13 protein-coding genes are annotated in these 20110 nt (G+C 36.4%); 12 read left to right on the top strand and 1 reads right to left on the bottom strand.

What is annotated here, in order from left to right; genetic code table 11:
- Positions 1-49 precede the first annotated feature (49 nt).
- The 7 genes from V6255_RS14060 to V6255_RS14030 all read left to right on the top strand — a co-directional run bounded on the left by V6255_RS14060 (position 50) and on the right by V6255_RS14030 (position 8978).
- Entirely contained in the window at positions 50-1156 is a 1107-nt protein-coding gene (locus tag V6255_RS14060; protein WP_341628725.1) for a hypothetical protein, read from the top strand.
- Positions 1157-1237: 81 nt separating this feature from the next.
- Positions 1238-2374: a glycosyltransferase family 2 protein gene (locus V6255_RS14055; protein WP_341628724.1), complete on the top strand. Its 1137-nt coding sequence runs from the start codon at positions 1238-1240 to the stop codon at positions 2372-2374.
- A 170-nt stretch (positions 2375-2544) separates the two neighbouring features.
- A complete protein-coding gene (locus V6255_RS14050; RefSeq protein WP_341628723.1) occupies positions 2545-3867 on the top strand; it encodes a hypothetical protein in 1323 nt (440 codons plus the stop codon).
- Complete coding sequence (locus V6255_RS14045) at positions 3864-5657, top strand: glycosyltransferase family 2 protein (RefSeq protein WP_341628722.1); 1794 nt, start codon at positions 3864-3866, stop codon at positions 5655-5657. The genes V6255_RS14050 and V6255_RS14045 overlap by 4 nt, the downstream gene beginning before the upstream one ends.
- 252 nt (positions 5658-5909) lie before the next feature.
- The gene (locus tag V6255_RS14040; RefSeq protein WP_341628721.1) at positions 5910-6470 is read left to right on the top strand and encodes a hypothetical protein; all 561 of its coding nucleotides are present in this window, start codon (positions 5910-5912) and stop codon (positions 6468-6470) included.
- 217 nt (positions 6471-6687) lie between these two features.
- Complete coding sequence (locus V6255_RS14035; RefSeq protein ID WP_341628720.1) at positions 6688-8082, top strand: MBL fold metallo-hydrolase; 1395 nt, start codon at positions 6688-6690, stop codon at positions 8080-8082.
- A 374-nt stretch (positions 8083-8456) separates the two neighbouring features.
- Positions 8457-8978 (top strand): transposase, encoded by a 522-nt coding sequence (locus tag V6255_RS14030; protein WP_341628719.1) that lies wholly within the window; start codon positions 8457-8459, stop codon positions 8976-8978.
- 1502 nt (positions 8979-10480) lie between these two features.
- Here V6255_RS14030 and V6255_RS14025 read toward each other — a convergent pair.
- The gene (locus tag V6255_RS14025; protein ID WP_341628718.1) at positions 10481-11785 is read right to left on the bottom strand and encodes a sugar ABC transporter substrate-binding protein; all 1305 of its coding nucleotides are present in this window, start codon (positions 11783-11785) and stop codon (positions 10481-10483) included.
- A gap of 345 nt (positions 11786-12130) precedes the next feature.
- Between V6255_RS14025 and V6255_RS14020 the strand changes: the two genes are divergently transcribed.
- The 5 genes from V6255_RS14020 (at position 12131) to V6255_RS14000 (ending at position 19916) form a co-directional block, all read left to right on the top strand.
- Complete coding sequence (locus V6255_RS14020) at positions 12131-14161, top strand: methyl-accepting chemotaxis protein (protein WP_341628717.1); 2031 nt, start codon at positions 12131-12133, stop codon at positions 14159-14161.
- 1362 nt (positions 14162-15523) lie between these two features.
- Positions 15524-16174: an ABC transporter ATP-binding protein gene (locus tag V6255_RS14015; RefSeq protein WP_341628716.1), complete on the top strand. Its 651-nt coding sequence runs from the start codon at positions 15524-15526 to the stop codon at positions 16172-16174.
- A gap of 290 nt (positions 16175-16464) precedes the next feature.
- The gene (gene wecA, locus V6255_RS14010; RefSeq protein ID WP_341628715.1) at positions 16465-17577 is read left to right on the top strand and encodes a UDP-N-acetylglucosamine--undecaprenyl-phosphate N-acetylglucosaminephosphotransferase; all 1113 of its coding nucleotides are present in this window, start codon (positions 16465-16467) and stop codon (positions 17575-17577) included.
- Positions 17578-17590: 13 nt separating this feature from the next.
- On the top strand, positions 17591-18547 hold the full coding sequence (locus tag V6255_RS14005) for a DHH family phosphoesterase (RefSeq protein ID WP_341628714.1): 957 nt from the start codon (positions 17591-17593) through the stop codon (positions 18545-18547).
- Between the two features lie 199 nt (positions 18548-18746).
- On the top strand, positions 18747-19916 hold the full coding sequence (locus tag V6255_RS14000; protein WP_341628713.1) for a nucleotide sugar dehydrogenase: 1170 nt from the start codon (positions 18747-18749) through the stop codon (positions 19914-19916).
- The last annotated feature ends 194 nt before the right edge of the window (positions 19917-20110 follow it).

The following is a 20110-nucleotide window of genomic DNA, read 5'->3' as shown; positions in this document are numbered from 1 at the left end:
GATAGCTGAAATTAATAAGTACGGAAGAATAATTATAATTAGGAAAACCATGAAAAATTTATATTTACATGTTGGTTTAAGTAAAACAGGCTCATCTGCTTTACAAAGTTGGTTGTCACTTAATGCGAGTGTGCTTGCTCGACAAGGTTATTATTATGCAGATTTAGTGCCTTCTGCAAAAGAAGGTAAAATAACTGCAGGAAATGGGGTTGCACTTTTTAATGCTTGTAAAAGTGAAGATTTTGTTGAAGTTGAAAGACTGATTGCTGATGTGTATTTTGGCTCTTATAAAAAAGCGATTATCAGCAGTGAAGCATTGCAAAATATTCCTCTTGAATCTATTTCGAAAATAAAAGAAATTTGTGACAGGAATAAAGTAAAAGTAACTGTTCTAGCTTATGTAAGAAGTGCCTATGAATTATTTTATTCAAACTATTTACAGGGTGTTAAACGTCATGGTTTTGATTATAAATTTGGTCAGAAAGGTGGTTTTTCATACTCAATGCAAACAAAGTTTTTAAAAAACTATTTAAGTGTTTTTAAAGAATCATTAATAGTAAATAACTATGACTTTGTGAAAAATGACATATTTATTTCTTTTGCTAATTCATGTGGTTTCAATAGCAAGCTAACAAGTATAAAAAATAAAACAGTGAACCGAAGTTTGACGCATAATGAAGCAGAAGTTCTTCGAAAAGCTAACGCTATTCACAGAGGACTTTTTTCCGCAGAAATATCTAATTATTTAATTGATAAAACTCCTGAGAAAAAAACTGTAGTTTATTATAGAGAAGAACTAATCAATAAAGTTATAAATAACTGTATTGATGATATTTCTTGGATAAATGAACAGTTTTTTATAGGGAAAAAGAGTCTAGATATCTGTTTGTATGATAAGACACTAACACCTATCAATGAATCTAATGATACGGTCAATGATGTTTATAAAATTATTGTTGAATGGTGCTTAGATTGCCAGAAATCCTCTAAAGAAAATGGCTTTGTTGAATTTATTCGCGATCTTGGTGTAAGCATTGAAAAAAACAATTTAGATCTAGCTTATGTCTTAATGAGAAAAGCACACAAATTAAGACCTAACGGTCCTTTTATAAAGAATAGATTAGCCATTTATGAGAAAAGACTAAATCAAATATAATCGTTTATCTGTCAAATTTCTTTATTTACGTAAATAGAAAATTGTAATTAGTTAAAGAATAAATGAAATAAGGTATTGGAAATGTATAGACTTTCTGTTGGTGCAATAATAAAAAATGAATCAACTTATATTTTAGAATGGATCGCTTATCACCTGCTAGTAGGAGTTGAACATTTTTATATTGCAGATAATTGTAGTGATGATGGGCAATATCAACTTCTTGAAGCATTGGAAAAGTTAGGAATTATTACTCTTATTCATCAAGGTAACTTGGAGAAATCTAGCGCGCAAGTAGCTGCATATAACAAGATAATTCAAATGTCAGTCGACAAATCAAAGTTGATTGCCTTTATTGATGGCGATGAGTTTATAGCTATTAATGATTTAAAAAAATTCAATAAAGAATTAGATGTTTTAATTTCAGATGATCAATATGGTGCAATGGCCTTAAATTGGAAAACTTTTGGCTCTTCTGGTAAAGCTAAATATGAAGATAAGTTAGTTATAGAGCGCTTTCTCCAATGTGGCAATGATCAATATAGAGGAAATTGGACTATAAAAACTATCTCTAAGCCTACTTTTGTTGAAAGACAACTTATTCATCATGCAGTTCTTAAAAAAGGGCAGTATAAGCATGTATCTTTAGATAAGATCTCTTTTGAAAATGGTGAGAATGAAGGTCCAAGAACCACTGATTTTGACTATAGTGTTGCCCAAGTAAACCATTATGTTATTAAATCGAAAGAAGAGTTTGTTCTAAAGAAAATGAATCGCGGCTGTGCAAACAGAGGGAAAGATAAAGTTAAGTTTTTGCAATACTTTGATAATCATGATGTAAATGACGAGTGTTGCTATCTTGCCAATAGTCTTGTTGACGAAGTTAGTCAAAAAGTTAAAGAAATAACTAATGAACTTGATCATTTAGGTTATTTTTCAAATTTTGATTTCAAGTTTGATCGTGCTGAAAAAAATGAATTTTCTGGATGGGTTAAATATAAAGATAAAATGGAATCTGCTAAGTTGAGAGTTTTGATCGACGATTCTGAAGAATTCTTTTTTGATGCTGATATGCATAGACCAAAATTATTTGAATTAAGTGGTGGGATATTTGGGAAGTATGGGTTTAACTTTAAACTTCCTCGAAAGGCGTTAAAAAGCATTGTTATTAATGTAGTAGGAAATCATGCCCCACCAATTTATATAGCCAAGATTAATTAAAGTTTATGTTTATGTTAATTGAGCTATTTTAAATTTTTTATCTTTAAGATTTATACCGTATGTATTTAATTAATTATTGGGCCCTCAACATATTAAAAATTAATATGTTGAGGGCCCAATAATTACTATTATCTATCTTTAACTTTTTACTCTTATAAGTTTTGTTTATTATGCAACTAGATTCATTAATCAATAAAGGCGTAGTGCTCGTTAATCCTAGTCAACAGGAACCTGCGAAAACTATCGTTGTTGTAGGCGTTGCTCGAGGAGGAACATCAATTATTGCTGGTTCATTAAGTCACCTTGGTGTTTTTATGGGTAATGCTTGCGATCCTGTCTATGAAGATACTCGATTAAGTTTAGCGTTTGAAAAGAAGACAAAAGAAAAGTATGAGTCTGTGATTGCAGGTTATAATCAACAACATGATACTTGGGCTTGGAAGCGCCCATCAACGCTTCATGAGTTAACGCGTATCGCTAAAAAACTGCGTAACCCTCATTTCATTTTTGTTTTTCGTGATTTATTGTCTGTTGCTAATCGTAATAAAATTTCTATGAAGCTAGGGGTCGTAGGTGGCCTTGAAGCTGCGTTAGATGATTATAAAAAAGTGCTTCGCTTTCTTAAAAAATCTACTTATCCTGCTTTATTAGTTTCCTCAGAAAAAGCGGTTAAACATAAGCAGGAGTTTGTTAATGCGTTAATTGATTTTTCAGCATTGACGCCCACACAATCACAAGTTGATAAAGCGATTTCCTTTATTACGCCTGACCCATCTGAATATCTTAAAGTAAGTAGAATTGACCGAGCTAATGGTTGGATAGATGAACAAAAATTACAAACAGGACATTTATTTGGTTGGGCTTATCAAGCACATAATAAGAAAACCATAGAATTGTCTATTTATATTAATAATGTACTGGTTAAAACATTACCTGCTTCAAACTTCTATGCCGATTTTAAAGGCAAAGTCCATCCTACTGGAGAGTGTGGTTTTTCTGTCAATTTGATTGAACTTGGGGCAAAACCAAGTGACCTGATCGAAGTGAAAGCAAAAGATGATGATGTCACTGTGTGCGGTATTGATGTTGACTTAAATGGTTTAAAAACGTGGCTAATACCTGGTCAAGTTCAGAAACAGGTTAAACCTAGAGGTGTAGTTAACTTAGCCTTGCTACAAAAGGGGCTATTAAGAGGATGGGCTGTATCACATCGCCATGATTTATATGCACGTGTCGGTATTTATATTAATGGCAATAAATATGCAGAAATTCCTGCATCTATTCTTCGTAAAACCTTAATCACTGCAGATATACATCCTACAGGGGAGTGTGGTTACGAATTTAATTTAAAGCAATTTAATGTTAAACCAGATGATGAGCTAGAAGTTAAGTTGGAAGATTCTGAGGTAGTTTTATACTCCCGTAAAAAGATGTTTCCTAATTTAAGTTCTTGGTCTGCTAAAGCGCCATCAAACAATAAAGGTAAACAATGATAGTTAATTACTTGCCGGCAGGACTTAAAAACGTTTTAAAGTCTATTCCAGGTGTGCATAAATTGTATCTTATGTTGTTTCGTTGTTTATCGCCTTACTTTAATCGACAATATAAACACTGGATTGCTAAGATCGAGCCTTCTTTATGGTTGCCTGTATTACCTGAACAAGATTTATGTTTGTCTATTATTGTGCCTGTTTATAATCCGCCTATTGCTTTTTTAAAGGCTTGTGTGAATTCTGTTTTAGAGCAAAATTATACTCACTGGCAATTGGTTATTGTTAATGATGCCTCTACCAACCAACAAGTTAATCGTTACCTTGAGTCGTTAAATGCTAATAACCAACAGGTAGTTGTGATTACTCATGAGCAAAATAAACATATTAGTGCTGCGACTAATACCGGTCTTGAGCATTGCCATGGTGATTATGTTTTATTATTAGATCATGATGATTTATTAGCACCACAAGCGCTTAACGAAGTCGCTTCATTACTTAATGAAAAACCTACTTTACAATGGGTATATAGCGATGAAGACTTTGTGAATAAAAAAGGCAGGCGTGTTTCTCCTCACTTTAAATCTGATTGGAATCCTTATTTATTAGAAGCTCATAATTATATTACTCATTTGTCTGTTTATAAGCGGTCGTTATTAATAGAGTTGGGTGGCTGTAGAATCGGTTTTGAAGGTGCGCAAGATTATGACTTGGCATTGCGGGTTGCTGAAAGGTTACAACCAGAGCAGATAGCGCATATTGCGAAAATATTATATCACTGGCGAGTGCATGATGGCTCGAGCTCATCGAGTAATGATGCTAAACCTTATACTGTTAAAGCAGGCCGAAATGCTTTGATTGAACATTTTCAACGAGTTGGTGTTAGCTGTCATATTGAAGATGGAAACTTAGATAATTTTTATCATGTCCAATATGTGCCTACCACCTATCCTAAAGTCTCGATTATCATACCTACCCGAGATCATAAAGAAGTGCTTGAGAAGTGTATTAGTAGTGTATTGGCAAAAACGGACTACGTAGATTTTGAAATAATAGTGATGGATAATCAATCTCAAGCACTGGACGCATTAAGTTATTTAACGGAAATAGCCGTTCATGAAAAAGTGTCTGTGATTGAACATGATAAACCGTTTAATTATTCAGAGATCAATAATCGCGCCGTTGAATTGGCCAGTGGTGAGGTAGTCGTTTTATTGAATAATGATACTGAAGTGATTAATCGCACTTGGTTAAAGGAACTTGTTGGTTTAGCGATGCAACCTGATGTTGGCTGTGTTGGGGCAAAGCTGCTTTACCCTGATAGTTCAATTCAACACGCGGGTATTGTTATGGGGCTAGGCGGGTATGCGGCTCATTCTCATCGATGTCTACCTCAAGGCAGTTATGGTTACTTTAACCGACCTCATATTAACCAAGTAATGTCTGGTGTGACAGGAGCTTGTTTAGCGGTACGTAAACAGATTTATAGGGATGTTGGTGGTTTAGATGAAGGCTATCAAGTTGCTTATAATGATGTGGATTTTTGCCTTAAAGTCATGGCATCTGGTTATTATAATGTTTATTGTGCGCATGCAGAGCTTTATCATTATGAGTCTAAAACACGCGGCGATGACGGTGATAATGCGGAAAAAATAAAGCGTTTTGAAAAAGAGAAGGCCTTACTGTTAAAACGATGGAGTGATGAAATTGAGATGGACCGTTATTATAGTTCACATTTAACTCGCTCAGCTGAAAATTTTTCAATAAGAACAGAATCTTATAAGTTAAAATAAAACTTTATCTTATAAGGAAATTAAACGTTATATTTCATTGTAAAAAGATATTGAATCTTCTCAGTACTACACCCTATAGTAAAAAATATGTAATCGGGTATGGTGTCTTCTCGTCATATTGTTACTTTTTTACGAAACCCGTTAGAAAGAGTTATTTGTCATTATAATCATAGTTTTAGTTATCAATATTTTAAATAAGATTTGTCGAGCTTTTTAAAACAACCCCACACCTCCAACCTTCAAAAAAAGATTTTGAATGCCTTACCATTTGGGTTGATCGGTTATATTGGTCTGACTGATTGTTTTGATGAAAGTATTAGCTTGATCAACGGTTACTACGGACTGAAGCTAGATGCTAAGAATACTAATGTGAATGATAAGAAGACGATTGAGAAAGAGGTTATTTCTATTGAGCTTCAGAAGGCAATTACTGAGCTGAATTTGTTAGATATTGCGTGTGTTGAACAGGCGCGTTTTTTACATCGTCAACGTGTTGCTTTGGTTAAAGAAAACAAAGAATGGGTTTATAGTCATTTCACGATTAATCCACATAATGTGTTAGTGGGTTGTGCTTATTATAGTCATTCTGCTAAGCCTGTAGAGTTTGAGTTTTTTTGTAATGGAGAACTGATCGATTCTTTTATTGCGCAAAGTTTTTATCATGGTTTTGCTAAGGTTAACTTCCCTCGTGAGCGTTATATTGGGGTTCATATACCACTGACTAAACTAACTAAGAAAGGCGATAAGTTAGAAGTGTTTGCTAAAGAAACAAGGCAGCAACTGACTTATAAACCTTTAATTGTTAAGAAGTGATGATTTACATTATTTAACGACTTAATTCATTTTTACCTTGTTGTTTAAGCATTTTATTAAAAGGCACTGAAATAACTCAGTGCCTTTTTTTCATTTTTTATTCCAATTTAGTGCTTCGTTATCCATTACCTTCTCATTTTTAAATATATTACCTCGCTATTTATTATCATTATTCTTACGTTGAACCATACTCAATAAAAATGCTTTGGGAGGGTTTATGCAGATACTTCATCATGGTGCAGTTAATGGAGTGACAGGGTCATGTCATCAGTTGATTGTTGACGCTCATAATAGTTTGCTAGTTGATTGTGGTTTGTTTCAAGGTGCTGAAACGTCTGGGCGAGGTGACGATGATTTGTTATCTATCGAGTTTGGTATTAGTACGGTTCAAGCTTTATTGGTGACGCATTGTCATATTGACCATGTAGGTCGATTGCCTTATTTATTAGCCACAGGGTTTAATGGGCCAATCATTGCTACGGAAGCGACTGCGGCTTTGTTACCGATGGTGATTGAAGATGCTTTAAAAGTAGGAGTCACACGTAACCAATCGATTATTAAAGCTTGTTTGGCTCGTTTAAAGGAACAGTTGATTACGGTGCCTTATCAACAATGGTTTGAGGTGACGTTAAAAGGGGCGAGTCGCACTAAAGTTAAGTTCCAACCAGCAGGGCACATTCTTGGTTCTGCTTATATTGAAATTGACGTTAAGGCTCATGTTAAGGGCTCTGAGCAGGCTGCTAAGCGGGTTGTTTTTTCAGGGGATCTTGGCGCCACTTATTCTCCATTATTAGCTTCTCCTAAAAGTCCTTATAAAGCAGATATTGTGGTTATTGAAAGTACTTACGGTGATAAGAACCATCAAGGGCGACGTGACCGTGCTAAGAGTTTAGAAAAGGTATTAGTTAAAGCGATCAGTGATAACGGTGTGGTGATTATTCCTGCTTTTAGTATTGGTCGTACGCAAGAGCTGCTTTATGAGTTAGAGCAGATCACCGCGAAGGCTAAGTTTAAGAAGCTCGCTGATATTGAAGTGATTGTTGATTCACCGATGGCGGCTAAATTCACTGAGCATTATCAACATTTTCAGACGTTGTGGGATGCTGAAGCTAAAAGACGAGTGAAGCAAGGCAGACAACCTTTAAACTTTGATAGTTTGTATACGGTTGATACGCACCAAGAGCACATGCAAGTGGTTGAGTATCTAGCGAATCGTAGTAAACCAGCGATAGTGATTGCCGCTAGTGGTATGTGCAGTGGTGGGCGCGTAGTGAATTACTTAAAGCGATTTATCAATGAACCGACGGCTGATGTACTATTTGTGGGTTATCAAGCACAGGGGACGTTAGGACGCCAGATTCAGCAATATGGACCAAGCGGTGGTTATGTGTTTATTGATGGTGAAAAGTTAGATGTGAAAGCAGGTGTGCATACGATCTCAGGTTACTCCGCACACGCAGATCAGTCTAACTTAGTGAATTTCATTAAACGCATTCGTAAAGGCCCTGAAAAGGTCATCATCGTACATGGCGATCAACAAGCGAAAGAAAGTTTGAAAGATAAGTTATTGGGGCTGGATAAAAGCATGCTTGTAGAGATAGGAAAAGGGTAGTTGTGTGATATTGGGTTTTAGATTTTAGGTTTGCTATTCGGGGGGGCATGGCTTTAGCCTGCTTGTTTTGACCTTAATCTTTTGAGCTTAAAGTTTGAACCTAGTGCCATTTATGATTCGCTTTGCTCAGCAATGCTAATCGTTGTATGCGACAACTCGCATACTGGCAGGCTAAAGCCAGCACCCCAAGGTCAGAGCACTGCGCCTCCTGTTTTCAGCTTGCAGATGTTTTTTTGTGTTGTTACTTTTTTTACATAAACTCAAAATGCAACAACCACTAAAGGAAAAATCACACGTCATCTTTTACAAAAAAACGAACGTTAAACTAAACTGAATTTCTAAAGCTAATTTCATGACATAGCGACGAGGTGGCGATGAGTGGTAATTTATTTCACATAGATCAGAAAAATACTGTTCAGTTCGTTACATTTAGAACACATGAAAGTGTTGCTTATTATCTCAAAAAACATAACAAGAAAATAATTGAAAGTACCTCAAAGCAACAGCATCAGTTAGATCAGTTTTTAGATACTAGCAGGGCAGGTGCAATATTAAATAATGAAACCATTCCTTTGCTTATTTCATTATTCAAATCTAAAGATAAAATCGAATACAACTTATTTGCAGTCTCTATTATGCCTAATCATGTACATCTACTTTTTCAGCAACTAAAGCCTCTAAGTCTGATCATGCATAACGTCAAAGGATCTAGCGCATTTATAATCAATAAATACAGTTCAGAATCAGGAAAGTTATGGGAGAAAAGTTATTATGACAAAGCCATCCGAACCGAAAAGCAGTTTCAAATGACTTATCAATACATTAAAAATAATGCATATAAAGCAGAGTTAGAAGATGCAAATAAACGATTCTATGGTGTTTATGAAAGTGAGTGATTAAATCTAGAGTTATGCTTAAGGGAACTCTGCAAATCCTGTTTTTAGCTTGCAGGATTTTTTGTATTGCTCTTGAATTGGATATTTCTATTCATAATTATTAATACAAAGCCAAAAGAATAAACCCTAACACCAGAAGCTCCGCAGGCTAAAGCCAGCGCGCCAAAGTCAAGAGATCTGTAAATTCTGTTTTTAGTTTGCAGGTGTTTTTTGTTTGGGGGCGCACGCTTTAGCTTGCAGGATTTTTTGTGTTGATTGTGATTGTATGTTTTGGCTGTGAAGATCAAAAAAATAAGGTCAAATGATTAAAGCTTAACACCAGAACCTCTGCAAGCTAAAGCATGCGCCCGAGGTTAAAAAATAAGGTCAAAAGAATAAGGTCAAATGATTAAACCTTAACACCAGAACCCCTGCAAGCTGAAGCATGCGCCCCGAGGTCAAAAAAATAAGGCCAAAAGAATAAGGTCAAAGGATTAGCTCTTAACACCAGAAGCTCCGCAGGCTAAAGCCAGCGCGCCAAAGTCAAGAGATCTGTAAATTCTGTTTTTAGTTTGCAGGTGTTTTTTGTTTGGGGGCGCACGCTTTAGCTTGCAGGATTTTTTGTGTTGATTGTGATTGTATGTTTTGGCTGTGAAGGTCAAAAAAATAAGGTCAAAGGATTAAACCTTAACACCAGAACCCCTGCAAGCTAAAGCATGCGGCCCGAGGTCAAAAAAATAAGGTTAAATGATAACCCTTAACACCAGAATCCCTGCAAGCTAAAGCATGCGCCCCGAGGTCAAGAGATCTGTAAATTCTGTTTTTAGCTTGCAGGATTTTTTTGTTTGGGGGCGCACGCTTTAGCTTGCAGGATTTTTTGTGTTGATTGTGATTGTATGTTTTGACTGTGAAGGTCAAAAAAATAAGGTCAAATGATTAAAGCTTAACACCAGAACCTCTGCAAGCTAAAGCATGCGCCCGAGGTTAAAAAATAAGGTTAAAAGAATAAGGTCAAAGGATTAAACCTTAACACCAGAATCCCTGCAAGCTGAAGCATGCGCCCCGAGGTCAAAAGAATAAGGTCAAAAGAATAAGGTTAAATGATTAAACCTTAACACCAGAATCCCTGCAAGCTGAAGTATGCCCCCGAGGTCAAGAGCTCTATAAATTCTGTTTTTAGTTTGGAGGTGTTTTTTGTTTGGGGGCGCACGCTTTAGCTTGCAGGATTTTTTGTGTTGATTGTGATTGTATGTTTTGGCTGTGAAGGTCAAAAAAATAAGGTCAAAGGATTAACCCTTAACACCAGAATCCCTGCAAGCTAAAGTATGCGCCCCGAGGTCAAAAAAATAAGGTCAAATGATTAAACCTTAACACCAGAACCCCTGCAAGCTAAAGCATGCGGCCCGAGGTCAAGCGAATAAGGTCAAAGGATTAACCCCTAATACTAGAAACTTAAGAGGCTGAAGTTAGCCTCAAGGCATGAAGCTTAATCGCTTATGCTTTGAGGCTAACTGCTTTTAAGGTTAGTGGTTTGCTCGGCGCATTTCTCTTTCTGCTATTTTTTGTGCGCTGTCTAGCGCTTGTTTTACGCTGATTTTACCTTCGAGTGCTTCTGTTATTTTTTGTCCTGCAAAGCCTGCGATGGAGACGAATTCAGGGATCGTTACAAATTGCACACTAGAGTAAGGCGATGGGTATAGCGTGTTGTTTTCTGGGTCTATGCCATTGAGTGCGGTTAGCTCTGCCTTGGCAAAGTCACCTACTGCTTTTACATAGTCTGGGTTGTTGTAGGTTGATAAACGTGTTCCTGTTGGTACATTCGCCCAACCATTTTTATCGGCAATACGTTTTATATAGTCTTTTGATGTAGCCCAGCTAATAAATTTCTTTGCTGCTTCAACATTTTTTGATTCTTTTGGGATTGCTAATGCCCAAGACCATAACCAGCTCGCGCCTCTGGTGGTTATTTGATATGGCGCTTCTGTATAAGACCACAGTGAGGCATATTTACTTTGTGTGCTGTCGGTTAAGAATGACGCGGCAATTGAAGCATCAACCCACATTGCACACTTTCCTTGTCGAGATAAGCTTAGAATTTCGGTAAAGCTGTTTTTTTCTGGATTCGGTGGACCGTAATTGTTGAGTAAGTCTACATAGAAGTTGACTGCTTTGTTCCATGCATTTGTATTAATTTCTGGTTGCCAGTCCATATCAAACCACCGACCACCAAAGCTGTTCGCTATGGTTGACACTAATGCCATGTTGTCGCCCCAGCCTGGTTTACCACGTAAGCAAATGCCATAAACTTCGTTGTCGGGATCGTGCACTGCTTTTGCTGCGTTTTGTATCTCGGTCCAGTTAGGTCTTTTATTAAAAGAGATATTGGCTTTATCTAGTATGTCTTTACGGTACATTAACATAGAGCTTTCACCGTAGAAGGGCGCTGCGTAAAGCTCTCCTTGGTATGACAAACCTGCTTTGATTGAAGGAAGCAGATCGTTTACGTCATAGCTACTATCTGGTGATAATGGGATTAACCAGTTTCGTTTTGCCCAAATAGGTGTTTCGTATAGACCGATGGTCACAACATCGTAGTGGCCACCTGCCGATGCAATATCTGCAATCGCACGCATTCGCAAACTACCTTCGTTATAAATATGCCATTTGAGTTTGATATCTGGATTATCTTTTTCGAAAGCTGGTGTTAATGCTTTCATTTCCATCATATGTGCATTGTTTACTGTGGCAATATTAAGATCTAGTGCAGAGACATTCGTGCTGAATGCTAACGACACTAAGGTGAGGAAAAGGGTAGATGTTTTTTTCATTTGGTTTCCATCCTGGAATTTTTTACAAGGTTAGTCGCGTTTGAATCATCGTGTGTGTATTCATCTATTTTACCGTCTATTATATATAAAAAGTGTTAGTTAATTGATGAAAGTAACAAAATAATAGCACTGCTAGTATAAAATCAAAGCTTAAAAATCGACTTGAAGCGGTTATTTTATGTGTTAATAATTTTATTATTCGATTTATTTGATAATTAATCTAAACTAATCAATTAGTTGTAGTTATTTGACGTTTAAATTTACAAAATACAAAAAATATAGTCAAATAGTAGAGTTATGATCTCTGTTATGGAAAGAGGGACAAATACGGATGAAAAGGGATTTATGAAAATATTTAATATTAATTTATCGACTAAAATCATACTGAGTTTTGGCTTGATTGGTTTTCTTTTTATTGGCATGGTTTTGTTTAGCTTTGTTAATGGAAAGCAAGTTATATCTGGTTTGACATTAATTAATAATGAGTCGTCACCGGTGATTAGTTTCTCTTCTAAAACTAATGAATTGGTTAAAGCCACTGAACCATTAATTTTAAAATTATTGGAGAGTGAAACAAACGAACAATACAAACAGACGTCAAATAAACTTACTGCTAATAATCAACAGATCGTTTCTACTTTACATGACTTTGGAGAGCTTAATTTAAGTCGTGAATTTTCAACTGTGGTTGATGAAACGTTATTGCAGTTAAAAAATAATATGCAAGAAGTGGAAGCAAATTCATTATTGTTGATTGAAAAGCAATCGCAAATAGTGAATGCCATTGAAAGTACACATAGTATTGTATTAACACTTGATGCTTTATTAGAAAAAATTGCACCATTGCTTTCTGATACGCTAATTGAGTTAGAAGATGAAGCAACCATTTCTATTGTCAATGAAGTTAATGCTTCAGTTATTTCGGGTATGTTGATTATTGAAAAGACCGCGAATGCTCAGTCTTTAGAAGCGTTGGCCAATAGTAACCAACAATTTGTTAGCTGGCAGAATCAACACTCTAGTTTATTACCTTCCCTTATTTTTGCTTCAAACGATGGGTTTTATCAAAACTTTGTTCGTAGGTTATCTGAGCTGACATTATCTTTATTAGACGCTATCGAGGGCGAACAAGGGTTATTGTCTATCCAGAAAAAAAGATTGGCAGCGATTAAACAACAGAAAGCTGATTTTGCGACATTAAAAGAGCAAACAGAGAGTGCTAGCGTGTTAACTGGGTTGTTATTAGATAAGTCATTTGCACAAAACAAAAAACTCGCGACTGATATCAATGAAAGCACACAAAGCCAAAATAATATTAGTATTGTTGTCGGCATTTTTATTCTGCTTTGTATTATCGTGCTGTCTACGACGATGACACGTCTTATTCGTCGTTCCATTAAGCAGTTTATGGGAGAGTTAGATGCGTTATCTAACGGCGTATTACGTAATATACCTGCCTCTAAATCAAATGATGAATTTGGGAAGTTAAATAATTATCTTATTAAGGTGATTAATAACTTAAAGCAGACGGTATTAGATATTGAAGATTCTTCCAAGAAAGTGGAAGAGTCTGTTGAGTCGGTTGTTAATACTTCTCAAAACACACTCGATATAGTTAACCAGCAAAAAGATGAATTGGACATGGTGGCAACAGCTTTGGTTGAAATGAGTTGTACTGCGAACGAAGTGGCTGAGCATACTGAAAAAACCCATGATGCGGTTATTAATGCGGTTGAGTTGTCTAAAAATGGCCGACAAAGCGTGTTAGATAATCACCAAAGTATTGAGCAGGTTGCTTCGCAAACCAAACTTACTTTATCGGCTATCAACAATTTACATAACGGTGTTAAAAGTATTCAAAATATTGTGGATACGATTACTGAAATTGCAGACCAGACCAATTTGTTAGCCCTTAATGCTGCCATTGAAGCAGCACGTGCAGGGGAGCAAGGAAGAGGTTTCTCTGTAGTAGCTGATGAAGTACGTACTTTAGCAACTCGGACACAAAGATCTACTTTAGAAATTCAAGAGAAAATATCGACGATGATCCTTGATTCTAAGATGACGGTGGATGCAACGACTAAAAGTGAAGGTTTGGTAAATGAAAGCCTTAAGCAAGCGAAACTAGCTGATGAAATGATCGCGAGTTTTGAAAGTAAAATGTCTGAGGTGCAAGATTTAAGTTATTTGATTTCTACTGCGACAGAAGAGCAAGCGGTAACAGTAACTGAATTAGATAAGAATATTAATAAAATAGCGATGCTGGCTAATGATACCAACAGCAAAGCTGAGTCAGCTAAAGATGAAGCAACGTCACAAATTTTTATTGCTAAAAACTTACAAGAGAATGTAGCAAAATTTGTTTTTGAACGTTAGGGCGTTTAAAGCTTTTGAACTTTGAGGCGCATGACAAATTAGGCGACAGCCTAGTGTTATGCGCGGAAGATCTCTGCGAGTCCTGTTTTCAGCTTGCAGGATGTTTTTCGTGTTGATTGTGATTGTTAGTTTGTTATTTCGGGGCGCACGCTTTAGCTTGCAGGATTTTTTGTGTTGATTTGTATTTTTTGTTTTGTTCGCGAAGGTCAAAAGAATAAAGTCAAATACATAAATCCTAACACCAGAATCCCTGCAGGCTAAAGCCAGCGCCCCAAGGTCAAGAGCGTTGCGAGCCCTGTTTTTAGCTTGCAAGATCTTTTGTGTTGCTTTTGATTGTGTGTTTGTTATTTCGGGGCGCACGCTTCAGCTTGCAGGTGTTTTTGTGTTGATTTGTATTTTTTGTTTTGATCGCGAAGGTCAAAAGAATAAAGTCAAAGACATAAATCCTAACACCAGAATCCCTGCAGGCTAAAGCCAGCGCCCCAAGGTCAAGAGCGCTGCGAGTCCTGTTTTTAGCTTGCAGGATTTTTGTGTTGCTTTTGATTGTGTGTTTTATGCTTTGATCGCGAAGGTCAAAAGAATAAAGTCAAAGACATAACCCTTAACACCAGAATCCCTGCAGGCTAAAGCCAGCGTTCCAACGTCAAGAGCGCTGCGAGACCTGTTTTCAGCTTGCAAGATCTTTTGTGTTGGTTATTTTGTGCTTTTTACTTTGAAAACGAAGGTCAAAAGAATAAAGTCAAAGATATAACCCTTAACACCAGAAACCCTGCAGGCTAAAGCCAGCGCCCCAAGGTCAAGAGCACTGCGACTGCTGTTTTCAGCAGCTTGCAGGATTTTTGTGTTGCTTTTGATTGTGTGTTTTATGCTTTGATCGCGAAGGTCAAAAGAATAAAGTCAAAGACATAAATCCTAACACCAGAATCCCTGCAGGCTAAAGCCAGCGCCCCAAGGTCAAGAGCGCTGCGACTGCTGTTTTCAGCAGCTTGCAGGATTTTTGTGTTGCTTTTGATTGTGTGTTTGTTATTTCGGGGCGCACGCTTCAGCTTGCAGGTGTTTTTGTGTTGATTTGTATTTTTTTGTTTTTATCGTGAAGGTCCAAAAGCATAAACCTTAACATCAGGAACCCTGCAGGCTGAAGCCAGCGCCCCTAGGTCAAAGTACTAAAGTCACAGAGGCAAAGGACTGAAATTACAGATCAAAGGGATAAAATCAGAAGGATGAAGTAAAGAACTGGTTGAAGTCGATTGTTCAAACTAACCAAAATTAAATAATCATTGTTTTATTTAGGGGGATCTTGCTCCCTTTTGTGAATAAAGATAAGCTAGCGATCCACTTTTTAATAAAGCTTTGTATAAAACTATGATTAAATTGCAAAACCTCACCAAGTATTATCCTTCTGATTTAGGCCCTCAATTTATTTTTCAGAATATTAATTTTGATATTCCAGATGGTCACAATATTGGCATTTTAGGATCGAATGGTGCAGGTAAGTCAACTTTATTTAGAATCTTAGCGGGCAGTGAGTATCCGAATAAAGGTAAAGTAGTGACAGATAAAGCTATCTCTTGGCCTGTTGCTTTATCCACTGGTATTCATCCGCAAATGACTGGTCGTGAAAATACGCGTTTTATTGGCCGTGTGAATGGGGTTGAGAATTTAGATGAGTATGAAGAGAAAGTTAAAAAATTTGCTGAATTAGGCATCAAATACGATTTGCCTGTTAAAAACTATTCAAGTGGTATGAAGTCTCGACTTGCTTTTGGTTGTTGTATTGCGATTGATTTCGATGTCTATTTAATTGATGAAGCGACTTCGGTTGGTGATCAAAAATTCCGAACCAAGGCTCGCCAAGCTTTGTTGGCTAAACGAAAAACGGCCAGTTTGATTATGGTGAGTCATGATCTTAAAGAAATTGAAGAGTTCTGTGATAGTGCGATTATTTTACATCAGGGGGAATTAACTTTTTATCCTGACTTACAGCAAGCTTTGAGTATTTATAAAAGCCTATAATTTTTTATAAGTAGTCTGTAATTATGCATTTATTTCACTCGTCGTTAGATAAGCTGTGTTTTTGCTTATTAAAATATAAATGAACTTATTAATCGTCAGACTCTCTAAAGTATTGACTATTTAGTTATATATGTCTGATTTTAACAGTGAAGAAGATACTTGTTGTTATAGGCTATATTAAAAGTACTTTAAAAATAGTTAGTTAGAGTGCTATTATTAGGACTCAAATGGAATTGCCACTTGCATGATAAAAGTGAACAATAAGTAAGTAAATAATAAAGGTGTCAGTTATGTTAGGTTCGATGATAATAACGTCGCTTATGTCTTTTGTTGTCTCATCTTTTCTGTTTTATTTTTTCCATCCTAAAGCGATTCAATTTGGGCTGGTGGATAAAGCTAACCATCGTAAACTACATAAGGGTAATATCCCTGTTATTGGTGGTCCTGCCATTTATATTGCGTTAGTTTGCGTCTTATTTTTCGAACAAAAATTTACTGCTGAAGTCTTGTATTTTGTCTTGTGTAGCGGTTTTTTAATGTTACTAGGCGTGATTGATGACAAAATAAATTTAAAGGTATCACTGCGCCTACTCTCCATTATTGCGATTACCACTTTCCTTTATCATTTTGCGCAATTTAAAATAAACTCTTTGGGGAATTTATTTTCCTTGGGCGACATTAATTTATATGACGCATCGCTGTTTTTTACGGTGATTGTGGTGATTGGGGTGATCACTGCTTTTAATATGGTTGACGGCGTTGATGGCTTACTGGGTTGTTTGAGTATCATCTCATTTTTATCTCTGGCTATGCTATTTGGTATAAACGAACAATTTAAGCTCACTTCAATTTGTATCTGTTTTATTGCCGCTTTAATTCCTTTTTTGTTATGTAATTTATCGATACTCCCTGGAAATCGCTATAAAGTATTTATGGGCGACTCGGGAAGCTTCTTCATTGGTTTTGTTGTTATTTGTTTATTGGTGGTTGGTAGCCAGTCTTCAATGTATGTAGACAGCCAAGCTGGAGAATCTGACTCATCACTTGCTTTTAGACCTATTACGGCTTTATGGGTGATGACGGTGCCATTATTAGATATGATTGCTAATATTATTAGACGTATAAGAAGCAAACGGTCACCATTCCAGGCTGATCGCGGGCATTTACATCATAAATTACAAGATATTGGCTTATCAGATAAACAAGTACTGGTTTTTATCTCTATCTTTGCTTTGATTGGGGCAACTATCGGCGTTGTTGGTGAAGTTTATCATTTACCTGAAATTGTTATGTCTAGCTTACTTATACTTTTATTTGTCGTTTACTTTCACTTTTATTCACATACTTGGAAAGTGAGCGGATTAATTCATCGTTTATTTGGTAACAAGTTACCGGTTTCATAGGAAAGGTTATTTTATGCATTATGATATTTTTAACGGGGATGCCGACGGCATTATTTCATTAATACAACTACGTTTATCTACCCCTTTGAAATCTTGTCTTGTTAGCGGTGTGAAAAGAAATATCCAATTGTTAAAAACGGTATCTGCTAATGCTGAAGATACGTTTACTGTGTTAGATATTTCAATGGAAAAAAATACGCAGGCATTAATTGATGTGCTTGAAAAAGGCGCTGAGGTATTTTATGCCGATCATCATCGTGCTGGCGATATTCCTGAGTATGAAAAACTAACGGCACTGATTGATTTAGATGCGAATACTTGTACTGCGCTGATCGTTGACCAACATTTAAAAGGACAATTCCATGATTGGGCTATTTGCGCAGCGTATGGTGATAATTTAATTGCTAAAGCTGATCAGTTAGCATCTGCAGCAGGTTATAGCGAAGCACAAGCAGAGCAGTTGAAAGAGTTGGGTACGTTAGTTAATTATAATGGTTATGGTGCTGATATTGCAGATTTACATTTTGACCCTGCTGAGTTGTTTACGGCTTTGTTAAAATATAAAAGCCCATTTGATGTGTTTGAAGATAAAGCATCGCCTTATTATGCTTTACAAGCGGCTTACCAAGATGATTTAGAGAACGCATTGGCTATTGCTGCTGTTTATAGTGGTAAAAAATTGAGTGTATTTGAATTACCTGATGAAAAATGGTCTCGTCGTATTAGTGGTGTTTACGGAAACTTACTGGCTAATCAACAGCCAAACAGTGCTTTTGCGGTCTTAACTAAGAATGAGCAAGGTGGTTATTTGGCTTCTTTACGTGCTCCACTAGAAAATAAACAAGGCGCTGGTGATATTTGTAGCCAATTTGAAACAGGCGGTGGCCGTGCAGCGGCAGCGGGTATTAATCACCTTCCTAGTGAGTCGTTACAACATTTTATTAATACTGTTGAAACTTATTACGCTTAATTATGATCTTAATAATGTGTATCGGTGAGCGCTACCGATATTAAAATATAACGTTTAATATATTGAAAACCTGAAAGTAAACATTATAAATAATTGCGCTTTACTCGACTTTCAACTTATCAGAACTGAGAAAATACAGATATAATCACCTTGTTCATATTTTATTAAGTGATTCACTATCTACACAGAGAGATTTAAAATGAGAAAAATAGCAGTTGCTGGTACCGGCTATGTCGGATTATCTAATTCAGTTTTATTGGCTCAACATAACCAAGTCATTGCTGTTGATGTTATTGCTGAGAAAATTGCATTTTTGAATCAAAAAAAGTCGCCTATTGCTGATGTTGAGATTGAAGACTTTTTAAAAAATAAACCATTAAACTTTACAGCTACGTTAGATAAAGAACTTGCTTATAAAGATGCTGAGTTTGTTATTATCGCGACGCCAACTGACTATGATCCAGAAACAAACTATTTTAATACATCTTCAGTTGAGTCTGTTATTAAAGATGTGATGGCGATTAATCCGAATGCAGTGATGGTGATTAAATCAACGGTACCTGTTGGTTACACTAAGAGTATTAAAGAAGAATTGGGTTGTGAAAACCTTATTTTCTCTCCTGAATTTTTACGTGAAGGCCGTGCATTATACGATAACTTACATCCTTCTCGTATTGTAGTCGGTGAACAGTCTGAGCGCGCTAAAGTGTTTGCTAGTTTGTTAGTGGAAGGCGCAATTAAAGAAAATATAGATGTATTGTTTACGGATTCAACCGAAGCAGAAGCGGTTAAGCTATTTAGTAATACTTACCTTGCTTTACGTGTTGCTTACTTTAATGAGTTAGACAGCTATGCTGAAGCACACAATTTAAATTCACGTCAAATCATTGAAGGTGTTGGCTTAGATCCTCGTATCGGTAATCATTATAATAACCCTTCTTTCGGTTATGGTGGTTATTGTTTACCTAAAGACACGAAACAACTACGTGCAAATTACGCAAACGTACCAAACAATATTATTGGCGCGATTGTAGATGCGAATACCACACGTAAAGACTTTATTGCTAATTCAATTATTGCAAAACAACCTAAAGTGGTTGGTATCTATCGATTAATCATGAAGTCAGGATCTGATAACTTTAGAGCCTCAAGTATTCAAGGCATCATGAAACGCATCAAAGCAAAAGGTATTGAAGTGGTTATTTATGAACCTGTATTTGAAGGTGAAGATTTCTTTAATTCTAAAGTCATTAAGTCTTTGGAAGCATTTAAAGGCATGTCGGATGTGATCGTTTCAAACCGTATGGTTGACGAAATCAAAGATGTAGCCGATAAAGTTTATACCCGTGATTTGTTTGGTAGTGATTAACTTATAGTTTAATAATCTCAGTGCTTCTGACTTCAAAGCGCTGATTTTATTCTAAGCCTTTGACCTCGGGGCGCTGACTTTAGCCTGCAGGATTTTGTGTGTTTGGTCTAGCTTTGAATGTTAGGCATGTGTCTTTGACCTCGGGGCGCTGGCTTTAGCCTGCAGGATTTTGTGTGTTTGGTTTAGCTTTGAAG

This window comes from Psychromonas arctica (genome assembly GCF_038155225.1).
GTDB lineage: Bacteria > Pseudomonadota > Gammaproteobacteria > Enterobacterales > Psychromonadaceae > Psychromonas > Psychromonas arctica_B.
The sequence above is the reverse complement of the archived record's forward strand: the minus strand, read 5'-3'. Positions and strand labels throughout refer to the sequence as shown.